The organism is Pseudomonas sp. BF-B-15, assembly GCF_019946675.1.
GTDB classification, from domain to species: Bacteria; Pseudomonadota; Gammaproteobacteria; order Pseudomonadales; family Pseudomonadaceae; genus Aquipseudomonas; species Aquipseudomonas migulae.
Genome location: NZ_JAGYFZ010000061.1, coordinates 22836 through 36928 on the forward strand (window position 1 = coordinate 22836; position 14093 = coordinate 36928).

Annotated in this window: 15 protein-coding genes, 1 pseudogene and 1 riboswitch; of the genes and pseudogenes, 9 read left to right on the forward strand and 7 right to left on the reverse strand. The window is 60.2% G+C overall.

From position 1 onward, the window contains the following. Nucleotides 1–3 precede the first annotated feature (3 nt). Nucleotides 4–633, reverse strand: coding sequence for a LysE family translocator (locus tag KGA97_RS19230; RefSeq protein ID WP_223481290.1), 630 nt, complete (start codon nt 631–633; stop codon nt 4–6). 246 nt (nt 634–879) lie between these two features. On the opposite strand from KGA97_RS19230, the gene KGA97_RS19235 reads away from it, so the two are divergent. The 3 genes from KGA97_RS19235 (at nt 880) to KGA97_RS19245 (ending at nt 3715) form a co-directional block, all read left to right on the forward strand. Beyond that, the gene (locus KGA97_RS19235) at nt 880–1845 is read left to right on the forward strand and encodes a 2-hydroxyacid dehydrogenase (protein ID WP_192419212.1); all 966 of its coding nucleotides are present in this window, start codon (nt 880–882) and stop codon (nt 1843–1845) included. A gap of 33 nt (nt 1846–1878) precedes the next feature. Continuing rightward, on the forward strand, nt 1879–2877 hold the full coding sequence (locus tag KGA97_RS19240; RefSeq protein WP_008037258.1) for a class I SAM-dependent methyltransferase: 999 nt from the start codon (nt 1879–1881) through the stop codon (nt 2875–2877). 40 nt (nt 2878–2917) lie between these two features. Beyond that, nucleotides 2918–3041, forward strand: a riboswitch (yybP-ykoY riboswitch). 89 nt (nt 3042–3130) lie between these two features. Then, a complete protein-coding gene (locus KGA97_RS19245; protein WP_008037256.1) occupies nt 3131–3715 on the forward strand; it encodes a TMEM165/GDT1 family protein in 585 nt (194 codons plus the stop codon). 122 nt (nt 3716–3837) lie between these two features. Here the strand turns inward: KGA97_RS19245 and KGA97_RS19250 are convergent, their stop codons facing one another. Beyond that, nucleotides 3838–4656 (reverse strand): M48 family metallopeptidase, encoded by an 819-nt coding sequence (locus KGA97_RS19250; RefSeq protein ID WP_192228959.1) that lies wholly within the window; start codon nt 4654–4656, stop codon nt 3838–3840. Between the two features lie 1363 nt (nt 4657–6019). Between KGA97_RS19250 and KGA97_RS29620 the strand changes: the two are divergent. Further along, nucleotides 6020–6217, forward strand: a pseudogene (locus KGA97_RS29620) (HAMP domain-containing protein); the annotation flags it as partial. Nucleotides 6218–6328: 111 nt separating this feature from the next. Further along, nucleotides 6329–7072, forward strand: a complete 744-nt coding sequence (locus KGA97_RS29625) for a methyl-accepting chemotaxis protein (protein WP_411738707.1) — start codon at nt 6329–6331, stop codon at nt 7070–7072. A 196-nt stretch (nt 7073–7268) separates the two neighbouring features. Here the strand turns inward: KGA97_RS29625 and KGA97_RS19260 are convergent, their stop codons facing one another. From KGA97_RS19260 to KGA97_RS19270, 3 genes are read right to left on the reverse strand one after another with little or no spacing between them, the layout of a single operon-like run. Then, nucleotides 7269–7892: an SOS response-associated peptidase gene (locus KGA97_RS19260; RefSeq protein ID WP_008037251.1), complete on the reverse strand. Its 624-nt coding sequence runs from the start codon at nt 7890–7892 to the stop codon at nt 7269–7271. A 35-nt stretch (nt 7893–7927) separates the two neighbouring features. Next, entirely contained in the window at nt 7928–8188 is a 261-nt protein-coding gene (locus tag KGA97_RS19265) for a putative signal transducing protein (protein ID WP_223481291.1), read from the reverse strand. Nucleotides 8189–8196: 8 nt separating this feature from the next. Further along, entirely contained in the window at nt 8197–8379 is a 183-nt protein-coding gene (locus KGA97_RS19270) for a CPXCG motif-containing cysteine-rich protein (RefSeq protein WP_223481292.1), read from the reverse strand. A gap of 142 nt (nt 8380–8521) precedes the next feature. On the opposite strand from KGA97_RS19270, the gene KGA97_RS19275 reads away from it, so the two are divergent. Continuing rightward, a complete protein-coding gene (locus KGA97_RS19275; protein ID WP_223481293.1) occupies nt 8522–9685 on the forward strand; it encodes a 1-acyl-sn-glycerol-3-phosphate acyltransferase in 1164 nt (387 codons plus the stop codon). 127 nt (nt 9686–9812) lie between these two features. On the opposite strand, the gene KGA97_RS19280 is transcribed toward KGA97_RS19275, so the two are convergent. Beyond that, on the reverse strand, nt 9813–10097 hold the full coding sequence (locus KGA97_RS19280) for a hypothetical protein (RefSeq protein WP_192228956.1): 285 nt from the start codon (nt 10095–10097) through the stop codon (nt 9813–9815). Between the two features lie 195 nt (nt 10098–10292). Here KGA97_RS19280 and KGA97_RS19285 point away from each other — a divergent pair, with 195 nt between their 5' ends. Continuing rightward, nucleotides 10293–10499 (forward strand): hypothetical protein, encoded by a 207-nt coding sequence (locus KGA97_RS19285; RefSeq protein ID WP_008025908.1) that lies wholly within the window; start codon nt 10293–10295, stop codon nt 10497–10499. Between the two features lie 179 nt (nt 10500–10678). Here KGA97_RS19285 and KGA97_RS19290 read toward each other — a convergent pair whose 3' ends face one another. Beyond that, the gene (locus KGA97_RS19290) at nt 10679–11263 is read right to left on the reverse strand and encodes a YajG family lipoprotein (protein WP_192228955.1); all 585 of its coding nucleotides are present in this window, start codon (nt 11261–11263) and stop codon (nt 10679–10681) included. Between the two features lie 202 nt (nt 11264–11465). Here KGA97_RS19290 and KGA97_RS19295 point away from each other — a divergent pair, with 202 nt between their 5' ends. Next, nucleotides 11466–11699: a hypothetical protein gene (locus KGA97_RS19295; RefSeq protein WP_008025904.1), complete on the forward strand. Its 234-nt coding sequence runs from the start codon at nt 11466–11468 to the stop codon at nt 11697–11699. Nucleotides 11700–12436: 737 nt separating this feature from the next. Beyond that, nucleotides 12437–13945, forward strand: a complete 1509-nt coding sequence (gene mqo / locus KGA97_RS19300) for a malate dehydrogenase (quinone) (RefSeq protein ID WP_008025902.1) — start codon at nt 12437–12439, stop codon at nt 13943–13945. Nucleotides 13946–14093: the final 148 nt, after the last annotated feature.

Below are 14093 nucleotides of genomic sequence, written 5' to 3' on the forward strand. Positions count from 1 at the left end.
AGATCAATGCATCTCGGTAAACGCGAGTTTCACGCCGATGGCGATCAGCACGGCGCCCATGGTCCGGTCGAACCAGTGGCCCATGCGGGCGAAACCGGCGCGTACACGCTGCTGGCTGAACAGCATCGCCACCAGGCAGAACCAGAAAGCCGTCGCCGCCGCCAGGTAAACCCCGTAACCGGCCTGCACCGCCAATGGCGTATGCGGATTGATCACCACAGTGAACAACGACAGGAAGAACAGCGTGGCTTTCGGGTTCAGACCGTTGGTCACGAAACCCGAGGTGAAGGCGCCGCGAGCGGTGCGCTCACCCGCTTCCTTGTGCAGATCGTCAGTCACCGCCTTGGCCGGTTGCGCGCGCAGGGCTTTGAAACCGATGTACAGCAGATACGCGGCGGCGGCCCATTTCAAGGCGTTGAACAGTACGATCGACTGGGACACGATCAGGCCGATACCGAGCAGCGAATAGCCAACGTGCAGGAAAATCGCCGTACCGACACCCATCGCCGTCCAGGTGCCGGCGCGACGACCGTGGGTCACGCTCTCACGCACCACCACGGCGAAATCCGGGCCGGGACTGGCGACGGCCAGCAGGTGAATCAGGGCAACGGTCAAAAACTCTGTCCAATACATGCGGGCTCCTCAAAAGGCAGATCGATAAAAGTACGCTCAAGGTGTCCGCAATCCCTGTGGGAGCGAGCCCTGCTCGCGATGAGGGAGTGTCAGTCGCAAAACTCTTGTCTGACACACCATTTTCGCCGGCAAGCCGGTCTCGCTCCCACAGGGGTCAGCGTGCTATCCGATGATGCGTAACGATTTGTTTCATCTGGTAGGCTCGGCAGATTACGCCTTCAGTTCAATGCACAAAAGGTACAGTTGATGACGAACTCTCGCCGCGCCGTTTTCCTCGACCATCCCTCGCTGGACCTCGGCGATCTCGACCTCAGCCCATTGCGCGCCTGCTTCGATGATTTGCAACTGTTTGCGCAGACCACGCAGGATCAAGTGATCGAACGCCTCAAGGGCGCCACCGTCGCCATCAGCAACAAAATCCTGATCGATGCCGCCGCCATCGCCGCCAGCCCCGAACTGAAGCTGATCCTGATCACCGCCACCGGCACCAATAACGTCGATCTCGCCGCCGCCCGCGCCCATGGCGTGACCGTCTGCAACTGCCAGGGTTACGGCACGCCATCGGTGGCGCAGCACACAATCATGCTGCTGCTGAACCTGGCGACGCGCCTCGCCGATTATCAGAAAGCCGTCGGTGAAGGTCGCTGGCAACAGGCGAAACAGTTCTGCCTGCTGGACTACCCGATTGTCGAACTGGAAGGCAAAACCCTCGGTTTGCTCGGTCATGGCGAACTGGGCGGCGCGGTCGCACGACTGGCCGAAGCCTTCGGCATGCGCGTGCTGCTCGGGCAGATTCCGGGGCGCCCCGCCCGGCCGGACCGTTTACCGCTGGATGAACTGCTGCCGCAAATCGACGCGCTGACGTTGCACTGCCCGCTCAACGAACACACTCGCCACTTCATCGGCGCCCGCGAACTGGCCTCGATGAAACCCGGCGCTTTTGTGGTCAACACCGCCCGTGGCGGCCTGATTGATGAACAGGCGCTGGCCGATGCCTTGCGTAACGGCCACCTCGGCGGTGCGGCCACCGACGTGTTGAGCGTCGAACCGCCGAGCGCCGGCAACCCGTTGCTCGCCGCCGACATTCCACGCCTGATCGTTACGCCGCACAACGCCTGGGGCAGTCGCGAGGCGCGGCAGCGGATCGTTGGCCAATTGACCGAAAACGCGCAGGGATACTTCAGCGGTAAGGCGCTGCGGGTCGTCAGTTGATAAACTGCGGCACTTTTTTTCAAGGAGCAGAGTATGGATCCGCGCAGTGAAGTACTGCTTCGTCAGGCCGAGTTATTCCAGGGTTCGGTGCTGCTGGCCGGTTTGCCCGCCGATGATTTGCTCGGGCGCCTGCCCGACGCCCACGGCTGGTGCTGGCACGCCGGTGATCAGGCCGCGCTGGATGCCCGCTTCACCGAGCGCAGCCATTTTGGCGTGACTGTGCCCGAGCGCGAATTCGACACCGCCGTGGTGTTTCTGCCCAAATCCAAGGACCTCACCGATTACATCCTCAACGCCCTCGCCTCTCGCCTGGCCGGACGCGAGTTGTACCTGGTGGGTGAAAAACGCAGCGGCATCGAAGGCGCGGCCAAACAACTGAACCCGTTTGGCAAACCGCGCAAGCTCGACAGTGCGCGTCATTGCCAGCTGTGGCTGGTCACCGTGGCCGATGCGCCGCAAGCCAAATCCCTGGAAAGCCTGGCCCAGACCTACGAATTGCCGCTGGCCGAAGGGCCGCTGAAAGTCATCAGCCTGCCGGGCGTATTCAGCCACGGTCGGCTGGATCGCGGCAGCGCGTTGTTGCTGGAACACCTGGACAAATTGCCAAGCGGCCATTTGCTGGACTTCGGTTGCGGCGCCGGTGTTTTGGGCGCGGCGGTCAAACGTCGTTATCCGCACAATCAGGTCACGCTGCTCGACGTGGATGCGTTTGCCGCCGCCAGCAGTCGCTTGACCCTGGCTGCCAATGGTCTGGAAGCGGACGTCATTACCGGTGACGGAATCGATGCCGCGCCGATGGGTTTGAGCGCGATTCTGAGCAACCCGCCGTTCCATGTCGGCGTGCACACCGATTACTTCGCCACCGAGAACTTGCTGCGAAAAGCCGCCAAACATCTGAAAAACGGCGGCGAACTTCGCTTGGTTGCGAACAGCTTCCTGAAGTACCAACCGCTGATCGAAGAGCACCTCGGCGTGTGTGCGATCAAGGCCGAAGGTCAGGGTTTCCGAATCTACCGGGCCAAACGCGGTTAGCAATTTGTACTTGCCCTATCGGATTTGCCTAGGCAGAATCCGCTCCGTCCTAGGGGAGTAGTCTCCCACGAGCGCCATGCTCGTCCGGCATACGTCAACATACTTGGTCCTCAGACCATGGCGTATGCGACCCAAGCGTCCGCATCAGACGGATCGCCAGGGTTTGACAAGACCTATGACACGAACACCTTACCCGGGGCGGGAAGGCTGTACGTGTCATAGCCGTGTCGACCCGCCCCTTAGGAAAACCCTGATGCTGGATTCACTTCTCGTTCCCACCGCAATCGTTGCCTTGGCCGAAATCGGCGACAAGACGCAACTGCTCGCGCTCATCCTTGCTGCCCGCTTTCGCAAACCGTGGCCAATCATCGCCGGCATCGTCGCCGCCACCCTGGCCAACCACGCGGCAGCCGGTGCGGTAGGTGCCTGGGTCGGCAGTTTCTTCTCGGATGCGGTGTTGCACTGGATCCTCGCCGCGAGCTTCGCTGCGACGGCATTGTGGACTTTGGTGCCGGACAAGATGGATGACGATGAAGCCAGCACCGCCCGCAAATTCGGGCCGTTCCTGACAACATTGATCGCGTTCTTCCTCGCGGAAATCGGTGACAAGACCCAGATCGCGACCGTGATGCTGGCCGCGCAATACCCGGAACTGTGGCTGGTGATTATCGGCACCACCCTGGGCATGTTGATTGCCAACGTGCCGGTGGTTTTGGCGGGTAACTTTGCGGCGGACAAATTGCCATTGACCCTGATTCGTCGACTGGCGGCGTCGGCGTTCTTCGTCCTGGCGATTGTCGCGGTGTACAAGGCGATGCAGAGCAGCGGGTGGCTGTAACGTCGTAGGTCGTTAGACCGCGTTATCGTTCATCGCGAGCAGGCTCGCTCCCACATTGGAATGCAATCACCTGTGGGAGCGAGCCTGCTCGCGATGAGGCCCGAGGCTTCAAAACATAACTATCAGGACTTCCGCGCGTTCTCGTACAACGGCATCACCTTCGGAATCGCCGCCTGCAACGACGCAATCCGACTGGACGACGCCGGGTGAGTGCTCATGAACTCCGGTGGCGAACCTTCCGAAGCCTTGCTCATCTTGTTCCACAGGGTGATCGCGGCGTTCGGGTTGTAACCGGCGCGGGCCGCCAGTTCCAGGCCGATCAGGTCCGCTTCGTTTTCGTTGGCGCGACTGTTGGGCAGCGTCATGCCGTAGTTGGCCACGGTGTCCGCCAGGGCCAGGCTGTCCTGGCCCAGACCGAGCAAGGCACCCGCGCCCTGCTTGGCCATTTCGATGCCGTACGCCTTGGACATCGCTTCACGACCGTGCTCACGCAGGGCGTGGGCGATTTCATGGCCCATGATCGCGGCGATTTCATCGTCGGTCAGTTGCAGGCTGTCGATCAGCCCGGTGTAGAAAATGATCTTGCCGCCAGGCCCGCAGTTGGCGTTGAGCTCATCACTCTTGATCAGGTTGACTTCCCATTTCCACTGGGCCGAATCCGGACGGAAAATCGGCGCCTGGGCGATCAGCCGATCAGCGATCACCTGGATGCGCTTGGCATCGTTGCTGGTCTTGTCCAGCACACCTTTGTTGGTCGCCTCGCCAACGGTCTTTTGATAAGACTGGGCGTACATCTGGTTGACCTCGTCCGAGGACAACATGCTGAACATGTACTGCTTGCGCTCCACGCCCACGGCTCCGCCGCTGGTGGTGTTGACCGACTGACAACCCGCGAGCAGCAGACCCGCGCTCAGAGCACACAAAACCAATCGCTTGTTCATCACAAAACTCCCTCGAAACATGCCGCGTATCCTAGGCGTCGATTTGTATCGGCGCCAGATACAACAGACATACAGACGTGGATTTCGGACAAAGCTCTCATCAACAGTAGGAAAAAATTCACATACCGCCACCCGCCACGGCCAGTCACGGCCGGCAATGATTCAATTGCGACATCGACGGCTCCAAAACAGCCATTTCGTCACACCTCACTCATGGCCCTCGAGCCCCCTGCCGATACAGCACCGCAGAAGTCCTCTTGCGTGCGGAGCACCCATGAAATTCAAGTCCATCCAGTTTTCCGTGGCGGCCCTCGCTGGTGCCATCGTATTAAGTGTCGTGGCGGCCCTGGTGCTGTACGCGCTGTTTTCAGGCGCACGGACGCAAGACATGGTTCAGGATCGGACCCAGGCGCAATTCGAGCAAGTCATCGAGCAGCGCCTGACGTCCCTGGCGCAAACCCAGGTCAGCCAGATCCAGCGTGAACTCGAAGCGCCGCTGCTGATTGCCGGCGGACTGGTGCGGGTCAACGCCCTGATCGGCACGCCAGGCGCCGATGGCCAGCCGCAACTGAACCTGAGCCGCGAGCAATTGATCAGCCTGATCAAGGAAAACGTCGCCAAAAACCCGAAGATTCTCGGCACCTACATCGGTTGGGAGAAAAACGCCCTTGACCACAACGACGCAGCCTACGTCGACACCAAGGTCGTCGGCATCGACGCCAGCAACGGGCGCTTCCTGCCGTGGTGGTTCCGCAACGAAGACGGCAGCCTGGGCCTGGACAAACTGGTGGACGTCGACGACCAGAAAACCCTGTCTACCGGCGTGCGCGCCAGCGAGTACTACCTGTGCTCGAAAGAAACCAAAAAATCCTGCGTGATCGATCCGGCGCCCTACAAGGTCGGCGACAAAATCGTCATGCTCGCGTCCTTTATTGAACCGATCATGCTCAACGGTGCGTTCCAGGGCATCGTCGGCGCCGACCTCTCGGTGAACTTCATCCAGGAAATGCTCCTGGGCGCGAACCAGAAGTTGTACAACGGCTCGGGCGTCATGGCGCTGATCGGCGGTAATGGCCGGATCGTTGCCTACACCAAGGACCCGAGCAAATTCGGCGAGAAGGTCAGTGACATCCTCGACAGCCAGCAGATCGCCAACATGGCCAATCTGAAGCGCGGCGAAGTCACCTACACCGTCGACAAGGCCCAGGGCCGGATCGAGTTGTACCTGCCGTTCGGCATCGGCCAGACCGACGCCCGCTGGACGCTGATGCTGCAACTGCCGCTGAACGCGGTGATGGCCGACCTGCAAAAACTCCAGGCCGACCTGAATACCCAGCGCAAATCCGACACCTTCGGCATGGCCATGGTCGGTCTGCTGATCGCCGGCGTCGGTTTGCTGGTGATCTGGCTGGTGGGCCACGGCATTGCTCGCCCACTGAAACAAATGGTGGCCATGCTCGATGACATTGCCAAAGGTGAAGGCGACCTGACGCGCCGTCTGACCAGTGATCGCGCCGACGAACTGGGCTCGATCGCCAAAGGCTTCAACACTTTCCTCGCCAAGTTGCAGGCGATGATCACCCAAGTGGTGACGTCGGTGCAGAGCGTCAGCGATTCGTCGGAACACACCGCTGACATCGCCATCCGCACCAACATTGGCGTACAGAAACAAATGGTCGAGATCGATCAGGTCGCCACGGCGGTGCATGAAATGACCGCTACCGCCCAGGACGTGGCGCGCAACGCGACCCAGGCGGCGCAAGCGGCCAGCCATGCAGATCAGGCGGCCTCTCAGGGCAAACAGATCGTGCGGGATACGTCGAACTCGATCGGTGTGCTGGCCGTGGAAATCGGCAAGGCTGTCGGCGTGGTGCAAAACCTGGCCAAGGACAGCGAGAACATCAACGCGATCCTCACCGCCATTCGCGGCATCGCCGAGCAGACCAACCTGCTGGCCTTGAACGCCGCCATTGAAGCGGCACGCGCCGGCGAGCAGGGCCGTGGCTTTGCGGTGGTGGCCGATGAGGTGCGCAACCTCGCGCAGAAAACCCAGAAGGCCACCGAAGAAATCCAGACCATGATCCAGCAGCTGCAACAAGGCACGCGCGATGTGGTGCGGGTGATGGAAGACAGCCAGAACCGCACCGACGAAAGCGTGCAGCATGCGGCGAAAGCGGCTGAAGCGCTGGATGCGATCACTCAGGCGGTGTCGGTGATCAACGACATGAACACGCAGATTGCCAGCGCAGCCGAGGAACAGAGTGCGGTGGCGGATGACATCAACCGGAACGTGATCAACATTGGGCAAGTGGCCAATGAAGTGGCGGGCGGTGCGGATGAATCAAGCGCGGCGAGTGCGGGGTTGACCAAGCTGGCCGAGCAGCAGCGGCGGTTGATCAATCAGTTCAAGGTTTAAGGATTGCCGGAAGGTCCTGCGGACCTTATCGCGAGCAGGCTCGCTCCCACAGTTGATCTTCAGTGAACACAAAATTTGTGTACCACGAGGGCCTCTTCGCGGGCAAGTCGGATCGCCGCACCGCTCGCTCCTACAGGGGATTATCGAACCTGTAGGAGCGAGGCTTGCCCGCGAAGACGTCAGCCCAGACACCCCATCAGCCGGGGGTCAAACACTCCGGCCCATTCAACTTCGGATCATTCACCAGATTCGCCAACACCCGCTCGCGCAACGCCGCGGGTTCACTGGCCAGTAATCCCTGCAACACATGCAACGGCGTCTCGGGATCGAGCCACGCCTCCTGCCCCGCCGCATCCAGGATCAACGGCCGACGCTGACTCGCCGCCGGTTGCGTGATCACAGCCGTGCTCAGCCACACCTGTTCCTGTACCGGATACGCCTCCCAGATCGCCGCGAAAAACAGCGTCGAGCCCTCCCCCGGCGTCAGCCAATACGGGCGCTTGCGCGTCGTGCCGCGCCATTCGTAAAAACCATTGGCCGGCAACAGGCAGCGGCGCTCGCGCAGGGCCTGGCGAAACATCGGTTGCTCGGCCACGGTTTCGGCGCGGGCATGGGCCGGCGTGCGGGACAGATCGGTGAGCCACGGCGGCGTCAAACCCCAGCGGGCGCGGGCCAATTCACGCTCGCCGTCGGCGCCGGCACGCAGCATCAACACCGAATCATTGGGAGAAATATTCCACTGGGCCTGCTGATCGGCAGGGAAGCCAGGCAGGGCCGCGAAGGCGGGGTTCCAGCGAAACAGGGCATAACGTCCACACATGGGGCAACACGACTCTTGATCAAACGAACGTCAGCCTAACAGACCAGCGTACCGGGAAAGCTTTCCGGTTCATCGCCGGGCATCGGCAGCGCGGCATTGTACGCGGTGATCAACTCCCGGGCGTATTCGGCCTGGTCGTTATCCACCGACAAGCCCAGCAGGCCGAAGATCGGCAATTCGCCGGTGCCGCCGAGCAAATCGCGGCCGATCAGATGCGCCTCGACGCCCTCGCTGGCCAACATGCTTTGCAGCAACTCGCCTTCCATCAGGTTTTCCGGTTCGTAGATTCGCTGCATGGATGCCCTCACTCGTTCTCGCTGAACACTTCGAGATGCCACTCCTCTCCATGAACCTGCAACACAAACTTAATTGGCCGACAACACACCTGACAGTCCTCGATATAGGTCTGATCACCCGCCGACAAATCCACAGTCGTCTCGACCTCTTCACCACAATACGGACATTCATACACTGCAGCTTCCAGCATCGCGGTCTCCCAAGTGACTTGTGCGTATAATCGCCGGTCTATTTGCAGGGCTATTTTTGTCTGGCTAACTTTTCAGACCGTGCCCCGTTGGTTTTCGATCAAAACCTTTACTTACCCTAGCCGTTTCTAACAAGAGAGCATGATGGGCGAATTCGATGCCATCCGACCTTACGACGACAGCGAAGTCCCAGCGGTGCTGGCACGCTTGCTCGGCGACAAGGCGTTTCTAGATATCCTCACCCACTTCCGCTTCCCGCGTTTTGCCGGTGCCTTCGGCTGGATGCTCAAACCTCTTATAGCTCATCGGCTGCGCCGTGAGTTCGCCGGCATCGATTCGGTGGCCACGCTGCAGGACAAAGTCGAGTATTACGTCGACCACACCATCGAGCGCGCCACGGACGGTGTCACGTACACCGGCGTCGAGCAATTCAAGTCCGGCAGCGCCTACCTGTTCATCGCCAACCACCGCGACATCGTGATGGACCCGGCCTTCGTCAACTATGCCGTGTACCACGCAGGCCTGCCGACGCCGCGCATCGCGATTGGCGACAACTTGCTGCAAAAGCCCTTCGTCAGCGACCTGATGCGCCTGAACAAGAGCTTCATCGTGCACCGTTCGATCACCGGTCGCCGCGAGAAAATGGCGGCTTATCAGCTGTTGTCGGCGTACATCAACCACTCGATCCGCAACGATTGCGCCTCGATCTGGATCGCGCAGGCCGAAGGCCGGGCCAAGGACGGCGACGACCGCACCGAGTCGGCGATCCTCAAGATGTTCCACATGAGCCGCAAGGACGAGCCGTTCGGCGAAGTCATCCGCTCGCTGAACGTCACCCCGGTGTCGATCAGCTACGAATACGACCCGTGCGACCAGGCCAAGGCCCGCGAGCTCTACATCCGCGCCACCACCGGCAGCTACACCAAAGTGCCGGGCGAGGACGATGTGAGCATCGCCAAGGGAATCACTGGCTACAAGGGTCGAGTCCACGTGAACTTCGCCGCGCCGATCACCGAGCTGTTCGAAGACACCAAGCAATTGGCGATCGAGATGGACAAGCAGATTCTCGGCGGCTACCGCTTGTTCCCGGTGCACTACCTGGCTTACGCGCAGTGGAAGGATGCCGACCCGCAGCTGCAGGTACCGAAAGCGTCTGATGTGTTTGCCGCCGACGAACTGGCGAAAGCCCAGGAAGAATGGCAACAGCGCCTGGACGCTTGCCCGGAAGAACATCGTCCGTTCCTGGTGCTGCAATACGCTACGCCGGTGCGTAATCAGTACCGTGTGAAGGCCGGGTTGCCGCTGTAACTCCGGCCTGGATACAAACCCTGTGGGAGTGAGCCTGCTCGCGATAGCGCTGTGTCAGCCGACATCTCTGTAGCTGATACAGCGCTATCGCGAGCAGGCTCACTCCCACATTGGTTTTACGGTGTGTTCAGACCCGCGTGCTGATCCAAGACACCAGCAGCGCCAACCCCAGGCAGGCGAAACCGAAGCGATAGAAAAACCGGTTCATGCGCAAGGTCGCACCATCCAGCATCAACATTGGCTCATCGATGCGACGGCTCTGGCTCCGCGCTTCGAGGCTGGCCAACGCGCGTTGTTCGCGACGACGCGTGGCGTGCAACAGCCAGCTGCCCGGAAAGGCCAGCAGCAAGGCGAGCAGGTTGATCAATTTGGCGGGATGGGCGGTAAACAGCGTCATCAAATGCAGCGACATCACGAACCTCGGACAAAACTGGTGTGGCGGAAGCCAGATCGACGACCGCGGCGCGGATTCTACCGAAAGCCGTCCCTCCTGCCCGCCGCTATACGATAAATAACTCACCATTTGGCAGATTCCTGTCCTGCGTCACGGCTTCGTCATCTGAATGCGCCAATCTCTCGCCCCACCAAAACCGACATGGACACCGTCATGCTGCACGCTGAAAACCAGGATCGCCTCTACCTCATTGCTCAAAGCGACGAACAACAAACTTTGGTCGGCAGCCTTGCCTTCAACGTTCAGGATCGTCATTGGCTGGTGTATTGCGCGCTGGGCGGGCATCAACATGCGGACCTGCCGGAGGCGGATTTGCTGACAGGCGTGAGTGTGCTGGAGTTTTACTCGCAAGCCGCCTGACACCGCAGCCCCCTTGTAGGAGCGAGGCTTGCCCGCGAAGGCGGCCTCTCATTCAACATTGATGTCGCCTGACACACCGTCTTCGCGGGCAAGCCTCGCTCCTACACGGGATCGGCGGTGCAGGCACAAAAAAGCCCGGGGCCATTGCTGGCGCCGGGCTTTTTGATTTCAGCGAAAACTTATTCGCCGAGAATCTGACCCACGGTCGGGTCCTTGAACAGGCGCGTCAATGCATCGCTCAACACATCGCTGACCAGCTTGGTGTTGGTTTCCTGGTTTGGCGCCATGCCGAAACGCTGATCCAGGGATGCACCGTAACGACCGCTGTAGCGGCGGTTGGCGTTCTGCACGTCAGAGCGGAAGGTCGCGCCGATGGTCGCCTCGGTCACATACATGCCTTCTTTAGGCGACTGATACTTCAGCTCGGCCAGGGTCACGGTCAGTTGCGGGGCATTCGGCGCATTGTTAGTCGGGGTAAAGCCGAGCAAGCGCACGGCCGCTTCGGCCTGGGCCTGCAGCTTCGGCAGAATCTGCGCGCCCTGCACCGTGATCGCGCTGGTCTCCGGATACAGGCCGCCACGGGTGCCCAGGGTTGGCGACGGACGACCGTCCACCACACGCACCACGACTGGCTGGCCATGGCCGACCGGTGCCAGCTGAGTGGTCAGCTTCGGCTCCGGACTCAGTTGTTGCGGGCTGTGGGCGCAGCCAACCAGGGTCAAACTGGTCACAGTGATCAAACCGAACAACAGGCGTTGCAACATGCTCTTCTCTCCAGAATCAGGCACAAACAGGCCGGCAGTATAGCGGTGCGCCACTGCGGGTAACTAGCGTCATGCAACGAATACCAGAATCTCAGACAAACCCCGTGGACCGCGGTTCCTGTCACACATCGTTCACCCTCCTTTCACCTGCGCGTCACGACTTGCTGACAACGTATGCGGTAAATCCCACGAGGTATTTGCCATGCGCCTTCTCGTCTCCCTGTTCACACCGCGCCCGTTGCATCGCTGCTTCGCCCTGCTCGACCGCAACGGCCATTGCCAGGCATTCAAGCAGTGCAGCCTCCAGCCGATGGGCGATGGCTGGGTCGAAATCGAAGAAATCCGCCTCAACTGGCTGCACCATCCCCTGCCCGCCAGCGCCCGTGTCAACCAGCGCCAACCCCGCGCTCGCGCTCAACAACTGCTGGCGACCTGACCAGACGCCTAATAAAAGTCATTAAACACGTCCATTTCCCCGCGTTTCTTAGATACAATCTCCCCCCGATTATAAGGACGTCTCCTGATCGGGCCTCGCAGCAATCGTCAATGCTTCGGTATTGGCACCCCGCACCGCCCACAGAGAGCCGCCCACACAGATCGAGTGAAGCTGGCGCGCTTGCTGTTCCTTGAGCAAAAACCCCACTTTTCGCGAATCTGCAGAGCTGTCATTACGCTCGGTCACTGAGCTGTTTGCCCGTTTTGCCTGTCATGTATTCCATGGCGGCGATCCATCCGGGCACGGTGCCAGGCTGGGACAGCCCTTTTTTGAGGTTCACGTCTTCAAAAGAGCGTGAAAAAAACGGGTTTTCACAACTTCACAAGAGTGTGGCGAGCAAATGAATAGTTTTGCGTCTGAACATGCACCATTAGCGTCTGAAACAGCCCAACGACACAGGACCGAGTATTCCTCGAACACCGGAGCCTGAAGCCTGTCCGCTACGGATTTGGTTGCACAAACGGATGTCTCGACCATAAGTCGAATTGCCAGTCGCGCGTTGAAATGAGTTCATTGACCTCATAAACCCGGCCGGTAGCGTCCGTCGAAGTTGCGATAAATTGCGAAGATTCGGACATGGCGACACTGCCATGGGTACCTGGGGCATCACTGACACGCCCTGAACGCCTGGCAGCCATGCCGACAATTTGGTGCTGCAGATTTTGGAGACGCGTTAAATGGCGCATAACGAAGCAGTCGACGTAGTACTGGTTGGGGCCGGCATCATGAGTGCCACCCTCGCTGTACTGCTCAAAGAGCTCGACCCCGCGATCAAGCTGGAAGTCGTCGAGCTGATGGATTCCGGTGCCGCGGAGAGTTCCAACCCGTGGAACAACGCCGGTACCGGTCACGCCGGGCTGTGTGAGCTCAATTACACGCCGCAGGCCGCCGACGGCACCGTCGACATCAAGAAAGCCGTGCACATCAACACTCAGTTTGAAGTGTCGAAGCAGTTCTGGTCCTACCTGACCAAAAAAGGCACCTTCGGCTCGTGCAAGACCTTCATCAGCCCGGTGCCGCACCTGAGCTTCGTCCAGGGCGACAGCGGCGTGTCCTTCCTCAAGGAACGCTTCAAGGTGCTGAGCAAGCACCACGCCTTCGCGGACATGGAATACACCGAAGACAAGGCAAAAATGGCCGACTGGATGCCATTGATGATGCCGGGGCGTGACGCTGGCGAAACCCTCGCCGCCACCCGTGTGATCAATGGCACCGACGTCAACTTCGGCGCGCTGACCAACCAGTTGCTCAAGCACCTGACCAGCGCACCCGATGCCCAGGTCAAGTACTGCAAGCGTGTGACCGGCCTGAAGCGCAACAACGGCGGCTGGACCGTCAGCATCAAGGACGTCAACAGCGGCAATACCCGCGAAGTCGACGCAAAATTCGTGTTCCTCGGCGCGGGCGGCGCGGCATTGCCGCTGTTGCAGGCCTCGGGCATCGAAGAAAGCAAAGGCTTCGGCGGCTTCCCGATCAGCGGCCAGTGGCTGCGTTGCGACAACCCGGAAGTGGTCAAGCATCACCAGGCCAAGGTGTACAGCCAGGCTGCCGTGGGTTCGCCACCGATGTCGGTGCCGCACCTGGACACTCGCGTGGTCGATGGCAAGAAGTCCCTGCTGTTCGGACCTTACGCCGGTTTCACCACCAAGTTCCTCAAGCACGGCTCCTTCATGGACCTGCCGATGTCGGTTCGCGCCGGCAACATCGGCCCGATGCTGGCCGTGGCGAAAAACAACATGGACCTGACCAAGTACCTGGTCAGCGAAGTGATGCAGTCGATGGAGCAGCGTCTGGATTCCCTGCGTCGCTTCTACCCTGAAGCGAAAGCCGAAGACTGGCGCCTGGAAGTGGCCGGCCAACGGGTGCAGATCATCAAGAAAGACCCGAAAAAGGGCGGCGTTCTGCAGTTCGGTACCGAACTGGTCGCGGCCAAGGACGGTTCCCTTGCTGCCCTGCTGGGCGCTTCGCCAGGCGCGTCGGTGACCGTTTCGATCATGCTGGAACTGATCGAAAAATGCTTCCCGGCCCAAGCGTCCGGCGAGTGGGCAGCCAAACTGGCGGAAATCTTCCCGGCCCGGGAAAAGGTTCTGGAAACCGATGCTGCGCTGTATCGCAAGATCAACGCGCAGAACAACATCGCGCTGGAACTGGTTGAAGAAAGCAGCGAGACACCAAGCTTCGCTTGATCGTCGCGCATAAAAAACGCCCCGTTCTCATTGAGAGCGGGGCGTTTTTTTATGCCTGTTTCACGACAAACCTGATCCTGTGCGCCTGTTCCTTGGTAAATCTGACCCTGTAGGAGCCGGCTTGCTGGCGATGGCATCACCTCGGTGG